Origin of the sequence: Paraburkholderia sp. BL6669N2, from assembly GCF_003387275.1 — a bacterium.
In the GTDB taxonomy this organism is placed as follows: Bacteria; Pseudomonadota; Gammaproteobacteria; order Burkholderiales; family Burkholderiaceae; genus Paraburkholderia.
On record NZ_QUNA01000001.1, the window covers coordinates 2,129,254 to 2,149,175 of the forward strand.

15 protein-coding genes are annotated in these 19,922 nt (G+C 65.8%); 5 read left to right on the plus strand and 10 right to left on the minus strand.

The features are described 5' to 3' along the window. Positions 1-23 precede the first annotated feature (23 nt). From iolC to iolB, 4 genes are read left to right on the plus strand one after another with little or no spacing between them, the layout of a single operon-like run. Positions 24-2,081 carry a bifunctional 5-dehydro-2-deoxygluconokinase/5-dehydro-2-deoxyphosphogluconate aldolase gene (gene iolC / locus B0G80_RS09715; protein WP_181919939.1) on the plus strand — a complete coding sequence of 686 codons (2,058 nt, stop codon included), beginning with the start codon at positions 24-26 and terminating at the stop codon, positions 2,079-2,081. Continuing rightward, complete coding sequence (gene iolD, locus B0G80_RS09720) at positions 2,078-4,051, plus strand: 3D-(3,5/4)-trihydroxycyclohexane-1,2-dione acylhydrolase (decyclizing) (protein WP_116117845.1); 1,974 nt, start codon at positions 2,078-2,080, stop codon at positions 4,049-4,051. Before iolC ends, iolD begins: the two co-directional genes overlap by 4 nt. A 10-nt stretch (positions 4,052-4,061) precedes the next feature. Then, positions 4,062-4,979 carry a myo-inosose-2 dehydratase gene (gene iolE / locus B0G80_RS09725; RefSeq protein ID WP_116117846.1) on the plus strand — a complete coding sequence of 306 codons (918 nt, stop codon included), beginning with the start codon at positions 4,062-4,064 and terminating at the stop codon, positions 4,977-4,979. Beyond that, entirely contained in the window at positions 4,976-5,776 is an 801-nt protein-coding gene (iolB, locus tag B0G80_RS09730; protein WP_106283668.1) for a 5-deoxy-glucuronate isomerase, read from the plus strand. The genes iolE and iolB overlap by 4 nt, the downstream gene beginning before the upstream one ends. Here iolB and B0G80_RS09735 read toward each other — a convergent pair. From B0G80_RS09735 to B0G80_RS09775, 9 genes are all read right to left on the minus strand, one after another. Continuing rightward, positions 5,689-8,175: a hypothetical protein gene (locus B0G80_RS09735; RefSeq protein ID WP_258878867.1), complete on the minus strand. Its 2,487-nt coding sequence runs from the start codon at positions 8,173-8,175 to the stop codon at positions 5,689-5,691. The genes iolB and B0G80_RS09735 overlap by 88 nt on opposite strands. Positions 8,176-8,566: 391 nt before the next feature. Then, positions 8,567-9,280, minus strand: a complete 714-nt coding sequence (locus B0G80_RS09740) for an ABC transporter ATP-binding protein (protein ID WP_116117847.1) — start codon at positions 9,278-9,280, stop codon at positions 8,567-8,569. Then, positions 9,277-10,029 (minus strand): ABC transporter ATP-binding protein, encoded by a 753-nt coding sequence (locus B0G80_RS09745; RefSeq protein ID WP_116117848.1) that lies wholly within the window; start codon positions 10,027-10,029, stop codon positions 9,277-9,279. Before B0G80_RS09745 ends, B0G80_RS09740 begins: the two co-directional genes overlap by 4 nt. Further along, a complete protein-coding gene (locus tag B0G80_RS09750) occupies positions 10,026-11,318 on the minus strand; it encodes a branched-chain amino acid ABC transporter permease (protein ID WP_116117849.1) in 1,293 nt (430 codons plus the stop codon). The genes B0G80_RS09745 and B0G80_RS09750 overlap by 4 nt, the downstream gene beginning before the upstream one ends. Further along, positions 11,311-12,249, minus strand: coding sequence for a branched-chain amino acid ABC transporter permease (locus B0G80_RS09755; protein ID WP_116117850.1), 939 nt, complete (start codon positions 12,247-12,249; stop codon positions 11,311-11,313). The genes B0G80_RS09750 and B0G80_RS09755 overlap by 8 nt, the downstream gene beginning before the upstream one ends. 4 nt (positions 12,250-12,253) lie before the next feature. Further along, entirely contained in the window at positions 12,254-12,703 is a 450-nt protein-coding gene (locus B0G80_RS09760) for a thioesterase family protein (RefSeq protein WP_106283674.1), read from the minus strand. 177 nt (positions 12,704-12,880) lie between these two features. Beyond that, complete coding sequence (locus B0G80_RS09765; RefSeq protein WP_116117851.1) at positions 12,881-13,411, minus strand: NUDIX domain-containing protein; 531 nt, start codon at positions 13,409-13,411, stop codon at positions 12,881-12,883. A 57-nt stretch (positions 13,412-13,468) separates the two neighbouring features. Then, positions 13,469-14,500 carry a low specificity L-threonine aldolase gene (locus B0G80_RS09770; RefSeq protein WP_116117852.1) on the minus strand — a complete coding sequence of 344 codons (1,032 nt, stop codon included), beginning with the start codon at positions 14,498-14,500 and terminating at the stop codon, positions 13,469-13,471. A 124-nt stretch (positions 14,501-14,624) separates the two neighbouring features. Continuing rightward, on the minus strand, positions 14,625-15,959 hold the full coding sequence (locus B0G80_RS09775) for a YbfB/YjiJ family MFS transporter (protein ID WP_116117853.1): 1,335 nt from the start codon (positions 15,957-15,959) through the stop codon (positions 14,625-14,627). Between the two features lie 114 nt (positions 15,960-16,073). Here B0G80_RS09775 and B0G80_RS09780 point away from each other — a divergent pair, with 114 nt between their 5' ends. Beyond that, entirely contained in the window at positions 16,074-16,991 is a 918-nt protein-coding gene (locus B0G80_RS09780; protein ID WP_116117854.1) for a LysR family transcriptional regulator, read from the plus strand. A 163-nt stretch (positions 16,992-17,154) separates the two neighbouring features. On the opposite strand, the gene alaS is transcribed toward B0G80_RS09780, so the two are convergent. After that, positions 17,155-19,779 (minus strand): alanine--tRNA ligase, encoded by a 2,625-nt coding sequence (gene alaS / locus B0G80_RS09785; protein ID WP_116117855.1) that lies wholly within the window; start codon positions 19,777-19,779, stop codon positions 17,155-17,157. Positions 19,780-19,922 lie beyond the last annotated feature (143 nt).

Sequence of the window (19,922 nt, forward strand, 5' to 3'; positions counted from 1 at the left end):
CGCCCAGCTATTCAGGAAACTTCATGGATCATTCCAGCACATCCAGCGGCATCACGTCCGCTTCGGCGCCGGCGCCGGCGCCGGCCACCGGCAGCCGCTTCGCGCCGGGCCGCAGCCGCGATATTGTCTGCCTCGGCCGCCTCGCCGTCGATCTCTACGCGCAGCAAGTCGGCGCGCGACTCGAAGACGTGTCGAGCTTCGCGAAGTATCTCGGCGGCTCGTCGGCGAATATCGCCTTCGGCTGCGCGCGGCTCGGCCTCGCGTCGTCGATGCTGGCGCGCGTCGGCAACGATCACATGGGCCGTTTTCTCACCGAGACGCTCACCAAAGAGGGCTGCGACGTCAGTCACGTGCGCATCGATCAGGAGCGTCTGACCGCCCTCGTGCTGCTCGGCCTCAAAGACCGCGATACTTTTCCGCTGATCTTCTATCGCGAGAACTGCGCGGACATGGCCGTCGACGAAGCGGATTTCGACGAAGCCTACATTGCGTCGTCGAAAGCGCTGTTGATTACCGGCACGCACTTCTCCACCGAGCAGGTGAACCGCACGAGCCGCCGCGCGCTGGACTATGCGCGCCGCAACCAGGTGCGCACCGTGCTCGATATCGACTATCGCCCGGTGCTGTGGGGCCTTACCGGCAAAGCAGACGGCGAAACCCGCTTCGTCGCGAGCGAGGGCGTCACCGCGCATTTGCAGCGCATTCTGCCCCTGTTCGATCTGGTGATCGGCACCGAAGAGGAATTCCGCATTGCCGGCGGCAAGACCGAGCTGGTCGACGCACTCGCGATGGTGCGCGCCGTCACGCCGGCCACGCTGGTGCTGAAACGCGGACCAATGGGCTGCCAGATCATCGACGGCGCGGTGCCCGCCTCGCTCGACGATCTGCCGATTCACGGCGGCGTGGAAGTCGAAGTGCTCAACGTGCTCGGCGCAGGCGATGCGTTCGCCTCGGGTTTTCTCTCCGGGTGGCTGCGCGATCAACCGCTGGAAGCGTGCGCGCGCATTGCAAACGCGAGCGGCGCGCTGGTCGTCTCGCGTCACGGCTGCGCGCCGGCCATGCCAACGCCCGCCGAACTCGACTACTTCCTGCGCGAAGCGAAAGCCGATCCGCAGCGCATGCGCCGCCCGGATCGCGACGCAACGCTCGCACGGCTGCATCGCGTCTCGCCGGCCCGCAAACAATGGGACGAAGTGCTTGGTTTCGCCTTCGACCATCGCAACCAGTTCTTCGAACTCGCGCAGCAAACGGGCGCCGACGAAGCGCGCATCGCGCGTCTGAAGGGCCTGTTCGTCGAAGCCGTCGCGCAAACCGAAAGCGCGCTGGGGTTGCAGAACCGCATTGGCGTGCTGATCGACGACCGTTATGGTCAGGACGCGCTGAACGCGGCCACCGGCCGCGGCTGGTGGATCGGCCGGCCGGTGGAATTGCCAGGCTCGGTGCCGCTCGTGTTCGATCATGGCCGTTCGATCGGCACCACGCTGATCCCGTGGCCGCAGGAACATATCGTCAAGTGCCTCGTGCAGTTCCATCCGGACGAGCCCATCGAGCAGCGTCTCGAACAGGAAGCGCAACTGCGCGCGCTCTATGACGCAACGCAAGCAAGCGGCCATGAATTGCTGCTCGAAGTAATTCCGCCGAAACACGCGCAACTGCCGCAAGCGCCCGACACCGTGTATCGCGCGTTAAAGCGCCTGTACAACATCGGCATCTATCCCGAGTGGTGGAAGCTCGAACCGATGGACGCCGCGCAGTGGCGCAACGTCGACGCGTTGATCGCCGAGCGCGATCCGTACTGCCGGGGCGTGGTGCTGCTCGGTTTGTCGGCGGCCGTCGAGCAGTTGGACGAAGGCTTCCGCGCGGCGGCGCAATCGGCGACGTGCCGTGGCTTCACGGTCGGACGCACGATCTTCCACGAGCCGAGTCATGCGTGGCTCGCCGGAGAAATCGGCGACGACGAATTGATCGCGCGTGTACGCCGCACCTTCGAAACACTGATTGCTTCGTGGCGTGCAACGCGTGGCGCATGCGCCGCGCGGCCCAGCGCGCCGAACCCTGTCCAACAGGAGCAAGCCGCATGAATCAGCGCGTATTGCATCACGACGCGGCGTCCGCCAACGACGCCAGCCACGCTGGCACGCGCCCGGGTGGCACGGTGCGCCTGACGACCGCGCAGGCTTTGGTCCGCTATCTCGCCGCGCAACGCGTCGCGACTGAAGACGGCGAAGGCACCGAGCCGCTGTTCGGCGGCGTGTTCGCGATCTTTGGCCATGGCAACGTGGCGGGGATCGGCGAGGCGCTCTATCAGCACCGCGACGAACTGCCGACCCTGCGCGCCCACAACGAACAGGCGATGGCGCACAGCGCGATCGCCTATGCGAAGGCGCATTTCCGCCGCCGCATGATGGCCGTCACGACGTCGATCGGACCGGGCGCCACCAACCTCGTGACCGCGGCGGCGCTCGCCCATGTGAACCGTTTGCCGGTGCTGCTGTTGCCCGGCGACATCTTCATCTCGCGCGCGCCCGATCCGGTGTTGCAGCAGGTCGAAGACTTCCACGACGGCGGCGTCTCCGCCAATGACGCGCTCAAGCCCGTGTCGCGCTACTTCGACCGCATCGTGCATCCCGCGCAATTGCTGAGTGCGTTGCCGCGCGCGCTGCGCGTGCTGACCGACGCCGCCTTGTGCGGGCCTGTCACGCTCGCGTTGCCGCAAGACGTGCAGGCGCAGGCATGGGATTTCCCGGTCGACTTCTTCAAGCCGCGCGTCGTCACGTTTTATTCGCCCGCACCGCGCGTCGATGAAATCGAAGCCGCTATCGCGCGTCTGCGTCATGCCAAGCGGCCGCTGATCGTCGCGGGCGGCGGCGTGCTCTATGGCCGCGCAAGCGACGCGCTGCACCGCTTCGCGACCACGCACGGCATTGCAGTGGCGGAAACCCAGGCCGGCAAAGGCTCGCTCGCGTGGAACGATCCGCTGAACGCCGGCGCGCTGGGCGTGACGGGCTCGCCCGCCGCGAACGCGCTCGCGCACGACGCCGATTGCGTGCTGGCCATCGGCACGCGCTTGCAGGACTTCACCACCGGCTCGAACACCTTGTTCACGCAAGCCGACGTGATCGCCATCAACGCCAATGCGTTCGACGGTCTCAAGCATCGCGCGCAAGTGATCGAAGCCGACGCGCGCCTCGCGCTCGAAGCGCTCGCCGAACCGCTGCAAGGCTGGCACGCGGACCGCGCGTGGACCACGCGCGCGCACAAACTCGCGGCAAGCTGGCGCGATACGGTGGGCACGCTCACGCATGCACCGCAGCGCGATGCCGTGCTGCCTTACGAGGGCGATGTGATCGGCGCCGTGCAGCGTTCGAGCGCCAGTTCACCCGCGAACGATATCGTCGTCTGCGCGGCCGGCACCCTGCCCGCCGAATTGCACAAGCTGTGGCGCGCCGGCAAACCGGGCGCCTATCACGTCGAGTACGGCTACTCGTGCATGGGCTATGAGATTGCCGGCGGACTGGGCGTGAAGCTCGCGCGTCCCGCGCGTGAAGTGATCGTGATGGTCGGCGACGGCAGCTATCTGATGATGAACAGCGAGATCGCCACCTCGGTGATGATCGGCGCGAAGCTGATCGTCGTAGTGCTCGACAATCGCGGCTATGGCTGCATCAACCGCTTGCAGCAGGCGTGCGGCGGTGCGCCGTTCAACAACCTGCTCGAGAACTGCATGCAAGGTCCGCTCGGCGCGCCGCAGATCGATTTCGCCGCGCATGCGCGTGCGCTCGGCGCGCAAGCCGAACATGCGGCGAATGTCGCTGAACTCGAAGCTGCTTTGGAACGCGCCCGCGCGGCGGATCGCACTTACGTCATCAGCATCGATACCGATCCCGCTCGCACCACCGACGACGGCGGCTGGTGGTGGGAAGTGGCCGTGCCGGAGGTCTCGCCGCGCCCCGCCGTGCGCGACGCGCGCGCGAAATACGAAACGCAACTCGCGGCCCGCGCCGAACCGGCCGGCTCCGCGCAGAACACCGGCTCCGCCGACAACGAATGAGGACGCCCGCATGACTGCTTTCGACGTACGTATCGGCATCAATCCCCTTTCGTGGATGAACGACGATCTGCCTTCGCTCGGCGGCGAAACGCCGCTCGAAGTGGCGCTGACGGAAGGCCGCCAGATCGGCTATCAAGGCTTCGAACTCGGCAACAAGTTTCCGCGCGAGCCTCAGGCGTTGAAGACGCTGCTTGCGCAGTACGATCTCGCGCTGGTTTCCGGCTGGTATTCCGGACGCCTCGCGCGACGCAGCGTCGAGGAAGAAATCGCGGAAGTCGGCCCGCATCTGGAATTGCTCGCGCAAAACGGCGCAACGGCGATGGTGTACGGCGAGGTCGCCGATTCGATTCAGGGCGCAGCGCAACCACTGTACCAACGCCCGCGTTTTTTCAGCGAGAAGCAATGGGCCGAATATGCGGCACGTGTCGACGAATTCGCGCGTTATACACTGAGCCGCGGCGTGCGGCTCGCCTACCATCACCACATGGGCGCTTATGTCGAAACGCCGGCCGACGTCGATCAACTGATGGCACGCACCAGCGACGCTGTCGGCCTGCTGTTCGACGCGGGACATATCACGTTTGCCGGCGGCGATCCGCTCGCCGTGCTCGACAAACATATCGGGCGCGTTTGCCACGTACACTGCAAGGACGTGCGCCCCGCCGTCATGAAGCTCGCGCGCAATCGCAACTGGAGTTTTCTGGACGCGGTCATCGCCGGCGCCTTCACGGTGCCGGGCGACGGCGCGGTGAATTTCCCCGCGATCATCGAGCGCCTGAAGCGGCACGGTTATTGCGGCTGGCTGGTGGTGGAAGCCGAACAGGATCCGGTCGTGGCGCCATCGTTCGACTACGCGCAGAAAGGCTACAAGACATTGCGCGCGCTGGTCGATGCGCCGCTCGACGGCACACAGCAGGAGGCAGCATGAGTTTATTGGTGAAGGCGCAGCGCGAAGGCCAGACGATCGCGCGAGTGACACCGGAGTCGGCGTGCTGGCGTTATGTCGGTTTTGCCGCTTACCGGCTGGGTGAAAACGAAGTTGTGCACGTGTTCGAACCGTCGCGTGAAGTGTGCATCGTGGTGCTCACGGGCGCAGTGGATATCGAAACCGCGGACACCAAATGGAGTTCGCTGGGTTCGCGCGACAGCGTCTTCGAAGACGCCGCGCCGTATGCGGTCTATCTGCCGCCGAATGTGCGGGTCACGGTACGCGCTTGCCGCGATGCCGAGATCGGCGTGGCGAGCGCGCCGGCCAAAGGCGAACTACCGGCGCGGCTGATCGAGCCGGGTTCGATGAAACGCTCGACACGCGGCAAAGGGCTGAATACGCGATACGTGTGCGACATTCTTCCGCAGACCGAGCCCGCGGAGTCGCTGCTGGTGGTGGAAGTCAGGACGCCCGGCGGACACGCTTCGAGCTACCCGCCGCACAAGCACGACACCGACAATGTCCCGCACGAGAGTTCGCTCGAAGAGACTTACTATCACCGGCTCGATCCGCCGCAAGGGTTTGCGTTTCAACGCGTGTACACCGACATGCGCGATATCGACGAGTCCATGGCCGTCGAGAATCACGACGTCGTGATGGTGCCGCGTGGCTATCATCCGGTGATCGTGCCGTATGGGTACGACTCGTACTATCTGAACGTGATGGCGGGCGGACAGCGAGTCTGGCATTTCCGCAACGACCCGGCGCACGAATGGATCATTAATAAGGACGCTTGATGTAGCAGCCCGCGCGGCGCTTTCAAGAAGCACCGCGCGGGTGATTTTCTAACGGCCAGATCGACGTCCAGGCCGCCGTCTTCGCCCATCTTCACCGTTCCCTTCGATACGTCCTTGCGATAACCGTACAGATCGAACTTCATCACGCCAGGGTTCGAACTGTCCTTGATGAAGGTGCGCGTATTCGTCACCAGCGAGTTGAACATCTTCACGTCGCCGGATTCGATCCAGACGAAGCTCTTACCCGCGCCCGCAGGCGGCCTCGCGGCGACGACGTTGCCGTCGCGCTTGAACTTCAGCACGAGACCTTCGTCGGTAACCGTCGCGCCGGCGAGACGCCCTTGCAAAACCGGCGGCGGAAACACGGTGTACTGATCGAACTCCAGCTCGTTGCCCTTCAGCGCGACGCCCTTGCGCGTGAACGGCGTGAGCGACGCCAGCGGAATATCCAACGCGCGCAGCAAGCCGGCCTGCGGCACGCCGAGCACCTTCACCGACGTCGGCTCATACACGAGATGCCGCTCATCTCTGGCGACAATCGTGCCGCTCATCGTGGTCGGCAGCCAGACACCGGGAAAGTGATTCCATAACTTGATGCCGCCGCTCACTTCGAGCTTGCCGTCCACCGGCTTCAACTGCAAATCATTGAGCGAGCGCGGCTCGTAGTCGAGCAGATAGTCGTTGAAAAGCGCCGCCATCGCGGGCCACGGCTCCACGACCTCGCCGCCGATGATACGGATATCGTACTGATCGGGATCGTCCAGATCGACCGGTTGTCCCGCCTTTTTCGGCACCATCTGCGCGTCCAGCGTGCGGACGTGAAAACCGATGCGCCCCGCCACGTAGAAGTCGACATTCTCGACGTGAATCAGCGGTGCGGGTCCCGACGAACGACGCTCGTCGCTCAAAGCCGAATCCGGCGTCGCCATGCTCTGCCCCGCGAATGCAGCGCGCGTGCCGACCGGAATCGCACGCGCCACCGATGCGGTCCGCACCGTCTGCGGCGCGTGTCGCCACACGAGCCGCGCCTGTGCGAGCGCGGCCTGCTGCGCGCGAATGAAGCTGTCGTTAAAGCGCGCACTCGCGCTGCCTGTTTGCAGAGGCGTGTCTTTGTCCGCGCCGGCTAGCGTCGTATATGACGGCAGATGCACGTCCAGCGCGCCCGCTTCGTCGAAGGTGAAATAGCCGGCCGCCATCTGCTCGCGATAGTGGTACAGGTCCAGCACGAAGGGCCCTGCACCGTCGACCGGCGTGAGCGCCATGTCGATGTTCATCGGCATCGAGCGCATGAATTTGACGTCGCCGCCCTGCACCAGCATGCCGCGTGCGGGCATCGTCGCGGGCCAGACGATGCCCGGCACGGTACGGTCGTCGAGCGTGAAGCGTACGCCTGCAGCACTCGTTTCAATCTGCGTGATCGTCATACGCAACGCGGGCGGCGGCGTCAGTCTGGCCACCTGCATCACGACGTCGTCGCCGTCCAGACGCGCGATCGGCGTGTCCACTTTCAGCAGGTCGGCCATCTTCACGTGCGCGGCCTGCATCAGCTTGTCGGCGCCGACACCGGCCACTTCGACGTGATCGGCGTGAAAGACGAGTTCGTCGGCATCGCGCATGGACAGCGATCCGCTCAGCACGATCGGCACCCACGTCTCACGATGCATTTCACCGGTGATGCGCAGATTGCCGCCGTCCTGCGGCACGACGCGCATATTGCGCAGCGGCGAGCCCTGATACTGGAACAGGTAACGGTTGAAGATTGCCGTGAGCTTGGCCGTGTCGAGCGTCACATGGCCGCGGTGGACGTTGATCGTCACGCTGGTCGGATCGTCGAATACGATCGGCTGGCCGGGCCGCGCCGGGCTCAGCGTCGCCGCCATGTCGTGAATCATGAAGCCGATATCGCCGGTCACGCGAAAGTCGACGTCGCGCGCGAACATCAGCGAGCCGTCGATGCCGGAGTCGCGCAGCGTCAGCGGGCGGCTGCGTTTCTCGCTCATCCCGCTCGCCGAGGGCACGCGCGCGGCGACGCTTTGCTCCGCGGCCAGTTGTCTGGCCTTGGCGAGTTCGAGTGAGGGACGCGTCGACGCGGCAGGTTGAGCGGCGAGCGCGGCGTCCGGCGCTGTGGCGGCCCTCGCGCTGCGGCCGGTGGTGCTCGCTTCGTTGCTTGACGCGCCGGCTGGCGTGTTCGCGGAATTGGATGGCGCCGACGCCGCGTCGCCGGTTGTCGAGCTGGCGTCGGCGCAGGCGGACATCAGCAGCGCGGCCGTCAACAACGCCGTGCTCACGCAGATCGGCGTATACCACCACGCGTGCTTCGACTTCAAATCTTGCAGCGAGTACGTGGACTTCTGCGGATCGTTCGCCGACGCCACATGCAATGTGCGTCTCTGTCTCATGATGTCTCCTCCTGAAGCCGCGATGCGCCTCTCGCGCGCCGGGCACGACATGGTTCGTCGCGCATACAGCGGCTTTAAACGGCAAGCCCCGTCGCACGTCTTTTACCCAATTGTCTTTATTTGTCGGCGCGCTGCCGACAAGATTTCTGGAGGACGCTCACCAAACGATCAAGCGTTTGAATCGCTGCGGCGGCCGAGCGGAGAACCGCGTGCACGTGGCGTGATCGGCGTGTGGACAGATGGGATTCAAACGGCACGATTGGCGCTATCGGAGCGCTCTGCGCGGATCGAACGACTCGTTCGACGTGAGAGGCATTCGGCAAGGACAGCGCAACGGTCACTCATCACAGTGCGGCGCCGCAATAAAGCGCCACCAGTAGACGTGAGTCGCTCAACCGACGCCGAGCCATTCCCGCATCACGTCCCCCCGCTGCAAGAACGACGCGAGCGCGCCGTCGAACACGATTTCGCCGTGCCCCATCACCGCGACGCGGCTGGCGATGTCCTGCGCGATCACGAGACGCTGCTCGATCAGCAGCATCGCCACGCCGCGATCACGCAAGGTCCGCAAGCATTGCGCGACCTGCTCCATCACGAGGCTCGCGAGACCCTCGCCGGGTTCGTCGATGACGAGCAGATCCGGGTCGCCGAGCAGCGCGCGGGCCAGCGTCAGCATCTGCTGCTCGCCGCCCGAGAGCGCGCCCGCGCGCGCGCGCTTTCGTTCGAGCAGCACGGGGAAAAGCGCGTAGGCGTCGTCGAAGGTGAAGCGCGGCGCGCGGCCGCGATCCCGTGGCGCGACGCCGAGTTGGAGATTCTCGTGCACGCTCAGCGTCGGGAAAACGTCACGATGTTCCGGTACGTAGCCGAGACCAAGACGCGCGATCTCGAAGGTGCGCAGGCCACTGAGCGGGCGGCCCGCGAAACGCAGCTCGCCTTCGCTGCGCACGAGGCCCATGATCGCGCGTGCAAGCGTCGAGCGGCCCGAGCCGTTACGGCCGACCAGCGCCAGCACTTCGCCCGCTTCGATACTGAGCGTGACGCCGTGCAGCGCCTGGCTCGCGCCATACCATGCGTTCAGCGAGCGAACCTCGAGCAAGGCGCTCATGTGCCGAACCCTTCGCCGAGATAGGCGGCGCGCACGGTCTCGTCGGCGCGGATCGCCGCCGGCGTGCCGCTCGCGATGATGCGTCCTTGCACGAGCACCGAAATGCGATCGGCGATCGCGAAGACCGCATCCATGTCGTGCTCGACCATCAGCAGCGTGCGGCCCGCCGTGGTCTCGCGAATCAGTTCGACCGTGCGCGCCGCTTCCGCGCGATTCATGCCGGCAGTCGGTTCGTCGAGCAGCAAGGTATGCGCGCCGCCCGCGAGCGCGATGCCGAGATCGAGCGCGCGCTGCTCGGCGTAGCTGAGCGTGCCGGCCTGAACGTGGCGGCGCTCGCTCAGGCCCACCGCGTCGAGCACGTGTGCGGCGCGCGCGTCGACCGTTGGCGAGCCGCTGAAACGCTGCCACCAGCGCGTGCGGTCGCGCTCAGCCAGCAGCGCCGCGCAGCGCAGGTTGTCGAACACGCTGAGCCGCGTGAACACGCTGGTGCTCTGGAAGCTGCGTGCCAGCCCGCGACGCGTGATCGCGGCCGGCGCGAGCCGGGTGATCTCGGCGCCGAACAGATCGATGCGCCCCGCGTTCGGCCGCGCGCCGCCGGCGATCAGATTGAAGAGCGTCGACTTGCCCGCGCCGTTCGGACCGATCAGCGCGTGGCGCTCGCCGGGTTGGATCGCGAGATCGACGCCGCGCAGAATCCGCGTCGAGCCGAAGCGTTTTTCGATGCCGTAGAGCGCGAGCGCGGGGATCATCGCGAGGCTCCGGCGGTGGGCGTGGCGCTTGAGCGCGGGCTCATGAGCAACGCTTGAGCGCGCCTCGCGTAATGCGCGGTCAGTGCGCCCAGCGTGGCCAGCACAAAGACCGTGGTGCCGAAGTAAAGTGGTGACGCGATGATCCACGACGGCACGCCCGGCACATCGAACGCCGCGCCGTCGCTCGCGCCGAATTGCGCCGCGTAGGCCCATTGCACGGCGAGCACGGCGGCCACGGTCCACAACAATGCGGCAGCCGTGCCCCACCAGTACGTAGCGGCGCAGCGGCGCCAGCCGTGCGCGGCCACTCGCGCCATGAAACGCTGCGCGAAGCCAGCCAATCCGTCGGGCGACATCGCCACGACCACGATGAAGAACAGCCCCAGATAGAACAGCCACGCTCGCGTGACGCTCGCCACCGCGACGCTGAAAAACGTCAGAACGACCGCGCCCGCGACCGGCCCGAAAAACGCCGCCGTGCCGCCGATCACCGTGGCGATCAACACCGCGCCCGAGCGCATCATGCCGACGCTTTCCGTCGACACCAGTTCCACATTGATCAGCGCCAGCGTCCCCGCGATACCCGCGAAAAACGCTGACATCACCACGACGCCATGGCGAATGCGACGCGGGTAGCAGCCGATTGCCGCGGCCCGCACGGGGTTGTCGCGCACGGCATTGGCGAGGCGCATGAAAGGCGTGCGCGAAAGCGCGAACATCGCCGCGCACGCGAGCAGGCACCACACGGCAATCAGCGCATACGCCTCGCGCGCCGGGCCGAAGCTCCAGCTTCCCAGCGGCACGCCGCTCGCGCGATCGATCGCCACGCCCGCCTCGCCGCCGAACCAGTCAGGCAGCGTCCACGCCGCGGCCGCGACGAGTTCGCCGAGACCGAGCGTAATCATCGCGAAGGCCGTGCCGGCGCGCCGCGTCGAAATAAAGCCGAACAGCACGCCGCACAGCGCGCCGCCAATTCCACCGACCAGCGGCAGCAGCGCGAGCGGCACACCGATCCGGTTGAACACCTGCGCGGCCACCAGCGCGCCCAATCCCGAGTAAGCGGCATGACCGAACGACAGCAGCCCCGTCTCGCCGAGCAGCAGGTTGTATGAAAGCGCGAACACAATCATCGTTGCGGTCTGCGCGAGATAGGCGAGCAGCCAGCTTTGCGGCCAGACGAAGGGCGGCACGGCGAGCAACAGAAGCAGCGCAAGCCACGGCGCGAGCAAGCGCCACAGCGCACGCGGCGCGCTCGCGGACAGCGCCGATGATTCGTTGGTCTCACGCATGATCGTCGCGCCGTCCGAACAGGCCGCGCGGACGCAGCGCCAGCATCGCCACCAGCAGCAGATACGGAATCAGCGGCGCGAGTTGCGCGAGCGTCAGCGCGTCCCATTCGGCGGGGAGCGTTGCGTCGAAAATCGACAGGACGTCGCCAAGCGACACATTGCTCGCCACAGCCAGCGTCTGCACGCAACCGACCAGCAGCGACGCTGCCAGCGCACCCGTCAGCGAACCCAGCCCGCCGATCACGACCACCACGAACACGATCGAGCCGAGCGACTCCGCCATCCCCGGCTCGACCACGAAGAGCGGCGCGCCGATCACGCCGGCCAGCGCGGCGAGCGCCGTGCCGGCCGCGAACACGCCGGTGAATACGCGCGGCACGTTGTGGCCGAGCGCTTCGACGGCGCTCGCGTGCGTGAGCGCGGCGCGCACGATCAGGCCCGCCTTCGACACGCGCAACACCGCGAACAGTACGGCGAGCATGGCGAGCGACACCGCCATCATGAACGCGCGGTAGCGGGCGAACGCCGCGCCGTAGACGGTGAAAAGCGGCCCGTCGAGCACGGCGGGCACGGTCGCGGACAGCGGACTCAAGCCCCAGCCGAGCTTGACCAGTTCGCCGAGCAGATACGCGGCGCCGAACGTCAGCAGCAACTCGGCTAAATGGCCCTGCACGCGCACGCGCCGCAATAGCCAACGCTCGAGAGCCGCGCCGATCAGCCCGACGACGAGCGGCGCGACGACCAGCGCGCTCCAGAAGCCCGCGCGCGCCGCCACCGAAAATCCAACATACGCGCCGAGCATGTAGAAACTTGCATGCGCGAAATTCAGCACGCCGAGCATGCTGAAAATCAGCGTCAGGCCCGCCGACAGCATGAACAGCAGCAGGCCGTAACTGACGCCGTTGAGCAGATTGATGATGAACGACTGCACGCGCCTAATCCGGCTGTTCCGCGACGCTCAGCGGTTCGAGCGCCGCGCGCAATTGCGCGGGCAGATTCACCGGGCGCCGTGTGACACGATTCACATACACATGCACGAAGTGTCCTTGCGCGGCGGGTTGATCCTCGCCTTCCTTGAAGAGACCGACCTGATAGCGCACGCTCGACGTGCCGAGCCGTATCACGCGCAGGCCCGCGTCGATCCGGTCGGGGAACGCCAGCGGCGCGAAGTAGTTGCATTGCGTCTCCACTACAAGGCCGATCGTCTCGCCCTGCTCGAAATCGAGCACGCCGGCGCGGATCAGATACTCGTTCACCACGGTGTCGAAGTAGCTGTAGTAGACGACGTTGTTCACATGACCGTAGACGTCGTTATCCATCCAGCGGGTCGGAATCGTCAGGAAGTGCGGGTAGGCGCCGCGCGGGGCGGATGCGGGTTTGTTCATGCTGGCGTGGTCGTCTCGGGCGTTATCGTAAACGTTCTGCGACTGCTTGTTTCGTCAATGCGATTCGGTCACCATGCGCTGCGAGCACCTTCGCTCACGGCGCGTGATCAGACAGGAGATATGAGCCGTGCTGCCCTACTCGCCCAGCACGGCTCATCGGCGAACCAGTCAACCGGCTCACTGCCCCGGTCTTTCGACGAACTCGAACGGCAGGCCGCGCCGCCGCATCCATTCGCCGAGCGCCTGGCCGGTGCCCGCGCGCCACGGCCGCAATTTGGCCGGCTCGACCAGCCGGTACTCCAGTAATTCCGGCGACAACGCAATCGTGCCGTACGCCTTCACGTGATACGCGATGATCAGTTCGTTCTTGCGCATGAATTCGTACACGCCGATCAGCTCGGCCGTCTCCGCGTGCAGCGAGGTTTCCTCGAACACTTCGCGGGCAATGCCCTCTTCCGGCGTCTCGCCGTTTTCGAGGAAGCCCGTGATCAGCGCGAACATGCCCTCCGGCCAGGCGGCATTGCGCGCCAGCAGAATCTTGCCTTCGTATTCGACGATCGCCGCCACCACCGGCAGCGGGTTGTTCCAATGGACGTAGCCGCACGCCATATCAGGACAGCTCTGACGGATGCGGCCGCCTTCGTGTGCGGCGTCGGCGCGCTCGGTCAAAGGCGTGGCGCAGCGTGGGCAAAATCGGTAATCGGTCATGGCGAGGAGGACGTCTTGTTGTCTTGTGTGATCGTGTTTGTCGTTAGCTTCTGGTTTTCACGCCGCGCACAACTCCCGCACCTCGGCGGCGAACCGCTCGACCGTTTCTGGCTGCGTATCCCACGCGCACATCAGCCGGCACCCGCCCGCGCCGATGAATTCGTAGAACTTCCAGCCACGCGCGCGCATGGCCTTGGCGGCTTGCGCGGGCAATTGCGCAAAGACCGCGTTCGATTCTCCGGGGAACATGATGCTCACGCCCGGAATTTCCCGCAACCGCGTTTGCAGCAGTTGCGCCATCGCGTTCGCGTGACGCGCGTTGCGCAGCCACACGTCGTTGTCGAGCAAGCCGAGCCACGGCGCGGAAATGAAGCGCATCTTCGAGGCCAGCTGGCCGGCTTGCTTCAGGCGGTACGCGAAATCGTCGGCCAACGCGCGGTCGAAGAACACCACCGCTTCACCCACCGGCAAGCCGTTCTTGGTGCCGCCGAAGCACAGCACGTCGACGCCGGCGCGCCACGTGATCTCCGACGGATGCACGTCCAGCGCCGCGACCGCGTTGGCGAAACGCGCGCCGTCCATATGCACCTTCAGATGACGCCGTTTGGCGATCGCCGCGATCGCCCGCACTTCCTCGACGCTGTAGACCGTGCCGACTTCCGTCGATTGGGTGAGCGTGACGACTTTCGGCTTCGGGTAATGGATGTCGGCGCGGCGCGTGACGACGGCTTCGATCGCATCCGGCGTGAGCTTGCCACCGATGCCCGGCGCGGTCAGCAGCTTCGAGCCGCCCGAGAAGAACTCAGGGCCGCCGCACTCGTCGGTTTCGATGTGCGCGAGTTCGTGGCAGATCACCGAGTGATACGACTGGCACAGCGAGGCGAGCGCCAGTGAATTGGCGGCCGTGCCGTTGAACACGAAGAACACTTCGCAGTCGGTCTGGAACAGCTCGCGCAGGCGGTCGCACACCTGGTTGGTCCAGGAATCGTCGCCGTAGGCTGGTTCGTGGCCGCTGTTGTTGGCGGCGATCAGCGCGTCGAGCGCTTCGGGACAAATGCCGGCGTAGTTGTCGGACGCGAAATGTTGCATGGCGGGCGGCGCGTCCGGCGATGGGCGCGCTGGAATGACGGAAAGCGGTCATTTTAGTGCGCGCTGCGGTTATTTGTTGTCCGCTAGCTGCAGCGTGGGCAGCAACGCCTTTATCGACGTGCGCTCAGTGGCAGCCGCAATCGGGCATGCGGCCCCGGCCGCGCGGCATGCGCGCGACGACGATTAGCCCGGTCGCGCCCACCAACAACGCCCCCGCCGCCAGCCACAAGGCCGGTGAAAACGATCCGGTCTGCTCGGCGATCGGCGCGGCAACCAGTGGGCCGACGATCTGGCCGACGCCGTAGGCCGCCGTCGCGTAGCCCATCAGGCCGGCAGCATCGTCGCCACGCAGACGCCGCGCCTCGCGCATCGCGAAAAGCGTGATCGCGGTGAACGGCAGGCCGATCAGGATGCTGCCGAACGAGAAGCCGGCCGCCGTCGGCCGGACAATGCCGAGGGCGATGCCGCACGCCTGCAGCACATAGCAGCCGGCCAGCAGCGTGCGGTTGTCCCAATGAACGGGCAAACGCGCCGCCAGCAATGCGCCGACGATCAGCGCCGCGCCGAACATTGGCCAGAACAGGTCGGGCCACGACGAGCCGGGCAATGCGTGACGTGCGATGACGGGCAGGAACGTCGCGGTGATGATGTAGCCGAACCCTGGGATGCCGTAGAGGAGGACGAGCCAGAGGGCGTCGGCGTGGTGGGTTGCGTGGGTGGTTGCACCCTGGACTGCGGCGCGTTCAGTCGCGCCGGCCTGGCCGGCGACACGCTGGCTCATCTTGCCGGCACGCGCCTGATCGCCACTACCGGAACCGACCATGCGAGCGCTTCGAGCCTTTTCTCCGCCGCCGGACGCAGTGCCGAACACCGGCCAAACCACGACCGACAGAATCGCCGCGATCAGCCCGAACCCGATCCATCCGGTGGCGGCCCCGTACCCGCCTGCCACGCTGACCAGCAAGCCGGTGCCGACAATGCCCACGCCCGGTCCCGTATAGATCACCCCGCCCCACGCGTGCGCCCCGATTTCGGCGAGCCGCCGCAGGCCCCACTGGGACGCGAAGACGAACGTCCAGGCACTGACCGCGCCCGCGATAAACCGCACCGCCGCCCAGATCCAGAACTGGCTAGTCACGCCCATCACCAACGTCAGCAGCACCGTCGCGGCGAGCCCCATGCGCACCATCCGCGCCGGCTCGATCCGCAGCGCCGCGCACGTGACCGCGCCGACGAAATACCCTGCGTAATTGAACGACGCCAGCCAGCCGCCATGCTGAATATCGAGCTGCGGCTGACCGGATCCGCTGCCGTGAAGCATCAGCGGAAAGAGCGGCGTGAATGCGAATCGCCCGATGCCGAGCGCGACGGCCAGCGTGACCATGCAGGCAAGCGCCGCGCGGCGGGCGGCGTGGCGTTCGGCGAAGCTGCCGTGCGGGGTGGAGGCGAGGTCGTTCATGGGCGGCGGCAATGAATGCAGTCAACGGGTCGGATGGCGGATATCCATACTAGCTTGACCTTTCAATCACGAAAAATGAATAATTCGGATATCACCCATCGCCTAGAGAGAATCATGGACCTCGCCGCTTTGACCATTTTTCGCGCCGTCGTGCGGGAAAACGGCGTGACGCGCGCTGCCGCCAAGCTCAATCGTGTGCAATCGAACGTTACCACGCGTATCAAGCAGCTTGAGGAGCAATTGGGCACCGACCTGTTCATCCGCGACGGCCGCCGTCTCGTGCTGACGCCCGCCGGCGAGACGCTGCTGCCGTATGCCGAGCGCCTGCTCGCGCTCGCGGATGAAGCGCGTCACGCGGTGCGCGAGGATCGTCCAAGCGGACGGCTGCGTTTGGGCACGATGGAAAGTGTCGCGGCAACGCGTCTTCCCGCCCTGCTCGCGCGTTATCACCAGCAGTGGCCCGCCGTCGCGCTGGAACTCGAGACCGGCACGACCGGCAAGCTGATCGAGCGGGTGCGCGAATTCGAAGTGGATGCGGCGTTGGTGGCGACGCCGTTGGATCCGGCCACGCTCGGCGATTTATTCGAGTCGGTGCCGGTGTTTCGGGAAGAGCTGGTGATGCTGACGCCGCGCGGGCATCGGCCGATTCGCGACGTTCGGGACATTGCGTTGTCCACGCTGATCGCGTTCGAGCGCGGCTGTGCTTACCGGTCTTATATCGAGAAGTGGTATCTGGAGCACGGCGTGAGGCCGGCGCGCGTGTTGGAGCTGGGCTCCTATCACGCGATCGTGGCCTGCGTGGCCGCAGGCGCGGGGGTGGCGGTCGCGCCGCGGTCGGTGCTGAATTTACAGACCGACGCCAGCAATATCGCGGTGCATGAACTGCCCGATATCGGCGTGATCGAGACGCTGCTGGTGTGGCGGCGCGGACACTTTTCGTCCGCGCTGAACGCGCTGAAGCAGGCGCTGGTGATGCGGCAGGATGCGGTGAATTCAACTGGGATCGCGACCGCGGCGGAAGGCGCGGTCTGATCTTTGGCTGCAGGGCCGGCAACCGTCGAAACGAACACTGCGAGCAAAATCAACGCTCGGGGCTGCGCCCATTCGGAACCCGGCGCGCCAGACTCCGAAAAAAACTCGGGCCACGCGAGACGCTTGATCTTCCAGCGCCGCGCGTGGCCCAATCACATCAGAATCAAAGCTGGCCTTCGACCCAACCCTTCACGCCGGCCAGCGCCGCCGGCAGATTCGCCGGCTCGGTGCCGCCAGCCTGAGCCATGTCCGGACGGCCGCCGCCCTTGCCGCCGACCTGCTGCGCCACGAAGTTGACCAGATCGCCTGCCTTGACCTTCTTGCTCGCATCCGCCGTGACGCCGGCGATCAGGCTCACCTTGCCGCCTTCGACCGATGCCAGCACGATCGCCGCGCTCTTCAGCTTGTCCTTCAGCTTGTCGACTGTTTCGCGCAGCGTCTTGACGTCCGCGCCTTCGAGCGTAGCCGCCAGCACATGCACACCGTCGACTTCGATCGCCTGACCGGCCAGCTCGTCGCCCTGGCTCGACGCCATCTTCGACTTCAGCGCGCTCAGTTCCTTCTCCAGCGACTTCACCTGGTCCTGGACCTGGGTGATCCGCTGCGTCAGTTCCGACGGTTGCGCCTTCAGCACAGCCGCGGCCGCGTTGATACGCGCGTCGAGGTCCTGCACGAAGCGCACGGCGTTGTCGCCCGTGATCGCTTCCACGCGGCGGACGCCCGCCGCCACGCCGCCTTCCATGACGATCTTGAAGAGGCCGATGTCGCCGGTGCGATGCACGTGCGTACCGCCGCACAACTCACGCGAAAAGCCCAGGTCGAGCACGCGGACTTCGTCGCCGTACTTTTCGCCGAACAGCGCCATCGCGCCGCCCTTCACCGCTTCGTCGAACGGCATGACGCGCACGATGCCCGGCGCATTCGCCAGCACTTCGGCGTTGACGATTTCTTCTACGCGGCGGATCTGCTCGTCGGTCATCGGCGCGTTGTGCGCGAAGTCGAAACGGGTCTTGTCCGCGTCGACGAGCGAGCCCTTCTGCTGCACGTGCGAACCGAGCACTTCACGCAGCGCCTTGTGCATCAGGTGAGTGGCCGAGTGGTTACGTTGCGTGCGAGCGCGGCGCACCGCGTCGATTTCCGCCTTGACGACGTCGCCCACCTTCAGCGTGCCCTGTTCGAGCGTGCCGTGATGACCGACCACGTCGGCCTGCACCTTTAGCGTATCGCTCACCGCGAAGCGGACGCTCGCGTTGGCGAGCACGCCCTGGTCGCCGACCTGGCCGCCCGACTCCGCGTAGAACGGCGTGTGGTCCAGCACGACGACAGCCTGCTGGCCGTCACGCACTTCCTGCACGGAGGCGCCATCTACATACAACGCGATAACCTTCGCGTCGTCGAAGACGATTTCTTCGTAGCCGTGGAACGTGGTCTTCGCGCCCGAGTATTCGAGGCCTTGCGCCATCTTGAACTTGCCCGCCGCGCGAGCCTGCTCGCGCTGACGCGCCATGGCTTCGTCGAAGGCGGCTTCGTCGACCGTCACTTCGCGCTCGCGGCACACGTCCGCCGTCAGGTCCAGCGGGAAGCCGTACGTGTCGTGCAGCTTGAATGCGAGTTCGCCGTCGAGCGTCTTGCCGCCCTTGGCTTCGAGGTCGGCCAGCGCGCTCTCGAGAATCGACATGCCGTGCTCGATGGTCTCGAAGAAGCGCTCTTCTTCCTGACGCAGCACGTCGGTCACGCGTTGTTCGGCTTCCTTCAGTTCCGGGTATGCGCCGCCCATTTGCGCGACGAGATCGCCCACCATGCGATGGAAGAACGAACCCTTCTTGCCAAGCTTGTAGCCGTGGCGGATCGCACGGCGCACGATGCGGCGCAGCACATAGCCGCGGCCTTCGTTGCCCGGAATCACACCGTCGACGATCAGGAAGGAGCACGCGCGGATGTGGTCGGCGATCACCTTCAGCGAGTTGTTGGTCAGATCGCTCACGCCGGTTTCGCGGCCCGCGGCCTTGATCAGCGCCTGGAACAGGTCGATCTCGTAGTTGCTGTGCACGTGCTGCAGCACGGCGGCGATACGCTCCAGACCCATGCCGGTGTCGACGCACTGCTTGGGCAGCGGCGTCATGTTGCCTTGCGCGTCACGGCTGAACTGCATGAACACGAGATTCCAGATCTCGATGTAGCGGTCACCGTCTTCCTCGGGCGATCCGGGCGGGCCGCCCCAGACTTCCGGGCCGTGGTCGTAAAAGATTTCCGAGCACGGGCCGCACGGACCCACGTCGGCCATCTGCCAGAAGTTGTCCGATGCGTAGCGCGCGCCCTTGTTGTCGCCGATGCGGATGATGCGCTCGACCGGCACGCCCACCTCTTTCGCCCAGATGTCGTGCGCTTCGTCGTCTTCGTGATAGACGGTGACCCAGAGCTTGTCTTTCGGCAGCTGATACACGCCCGTCAACAACTCCCACGCGTAGTGGATCGCGTCGCGCTTGAAGTAGTCGCCGAACGAGAAGTTGCCCAGCATTTCGAAGAACGTGTGGTGACGCGCGGTGTAGCCGACGTTTTCCAGATCGTTATGCTTGCCGCCGGCGCGCACGCTGCGCTGCGCGGTCGTGGCGCGCGAGTACGGGCGCGATTCCGCGCCCAGGAACACATCTTTGAACTGCACCATTCCCGAATTGGTGAAGAGCAGCGTCGGGTCGTTGCCGGGCACAAGGCTCGACGAGCGAACGATCGTATGGCCCTTCGATTCGAAGAACTTGAGGAATTTCTCGCGGATTTCGGCGGCTTTCATGGCGTGCGGGGGACGGGTTTGCCAGTTCCCTGGCTGTTACCGGCGGCATCGTGGGATGCGCCAACTGTTTGTTTCTTAAACGACTGATTATACGGGATCGGCGCCCGTGCGCGGCGGCGCGGGCTGCATGGCTGGCCGTTCGG

Excerpts from the sequence above, each read along its gene's own strand:
- iolC (WP_181919939.1), top strand. The coding sequence starts at position 24 with ATGGATCATTCCAGCACATCCAGCGGCATCACGTCCGCTTCGGCGCCG.
- iolD (WP_116117845.1), top strand. The coding sequence starts at position 2,078 with ATGAATCAGCGCGTATTGCATCACGACGCGGCGTCCGCCAACGACGCC.
- iolE (WP_116117846.1), top strand. The coding sequence starts at position 4,062 with ATGACTGCTTTCGACGTACGTATCGGCATCAATCCCCTTTCGTGGATG.
- iolB (WP_106283668.1), top strand. The coding sequence starts at position 4,976 with ATGAGTTTATTGGTGAAGGCGCAGCGCGAAGGCCAGACGATCGCGCGA.
- B0G80_RS09735 (WP_258878867.1), bottom strand. The coding sequence starts at position 8,175 with ATGAGACAGAGACGCACATTGCATGTGGCGTCGGCGAACGATCCGCAG.
- B0G80_RS09740 (WP_116117847.1), bottom strand. The coding sequence starts at position 9,280 with ATGAGCGCCTTGCTCGAGGTTCGCTCGCTGAACGCATGGTATGGCGCG.
- B0G80_RS09745 (WP_116117848.1), bottom strand. The coding sequence starts at position 10,029 with ATGATCCCCGCGCTCGCGCTCTACGGCATCGAAAAACGCTTCGGCTCG.
- B0G80_RS09750 (WP_116117849.1), bottom strand. The coding sequence starts at position 11,318 with ATGCGTGAGACCAACGAATCATCGGCGCTGTCCGCGAGCGCGCCGCGT.
- B0G80_RS09760 (WP_106283674.1), bottom strand. The coding sequence starts at position 12,703 with ATGAACAAACCCGCATCCGCCCCGCGCGGCGCCTACCCGCACTTCCTG.
- B0G80_RS09765 (WP_116117851.1), bottom strand. The coding sequence starts at position 13,411 with ATGACCGATTACCGATTTTGCCCACGCTGCGCCACGCCTTTGACCGAG.
- B0G80_RS09770 (WP_116117852.1), bottom strand. The coding sequence starts at position 14,500 with ATGCAACATTTCGCGTCCGACAACTACGCCGGCATTTGTCCCGAAGCG.
- B0G80_RS09775 (WP_116117853.1), bottom strand. The coding sequence starts at position 15,959 with ATGAACGACCTCGCCTCCACCCCGCACGGCAGCTTCGCCGAACGCCAC.
- B0G80_RS09780 (WP_116117854.1), top strand. The coding sequence starts at position 16,074 with ATGGACCTCGCCGCTTTGACCATTTTTCGCGCCGTCGTGCGGGAAAAC.
- alaS (WP_116117855.1), bottom strand. The coding sequence starts at position 19,779 with ATGAAAGCCGCCGAAATCCGCGAGAAATTCCTCAAGTTCTTCGAATCG.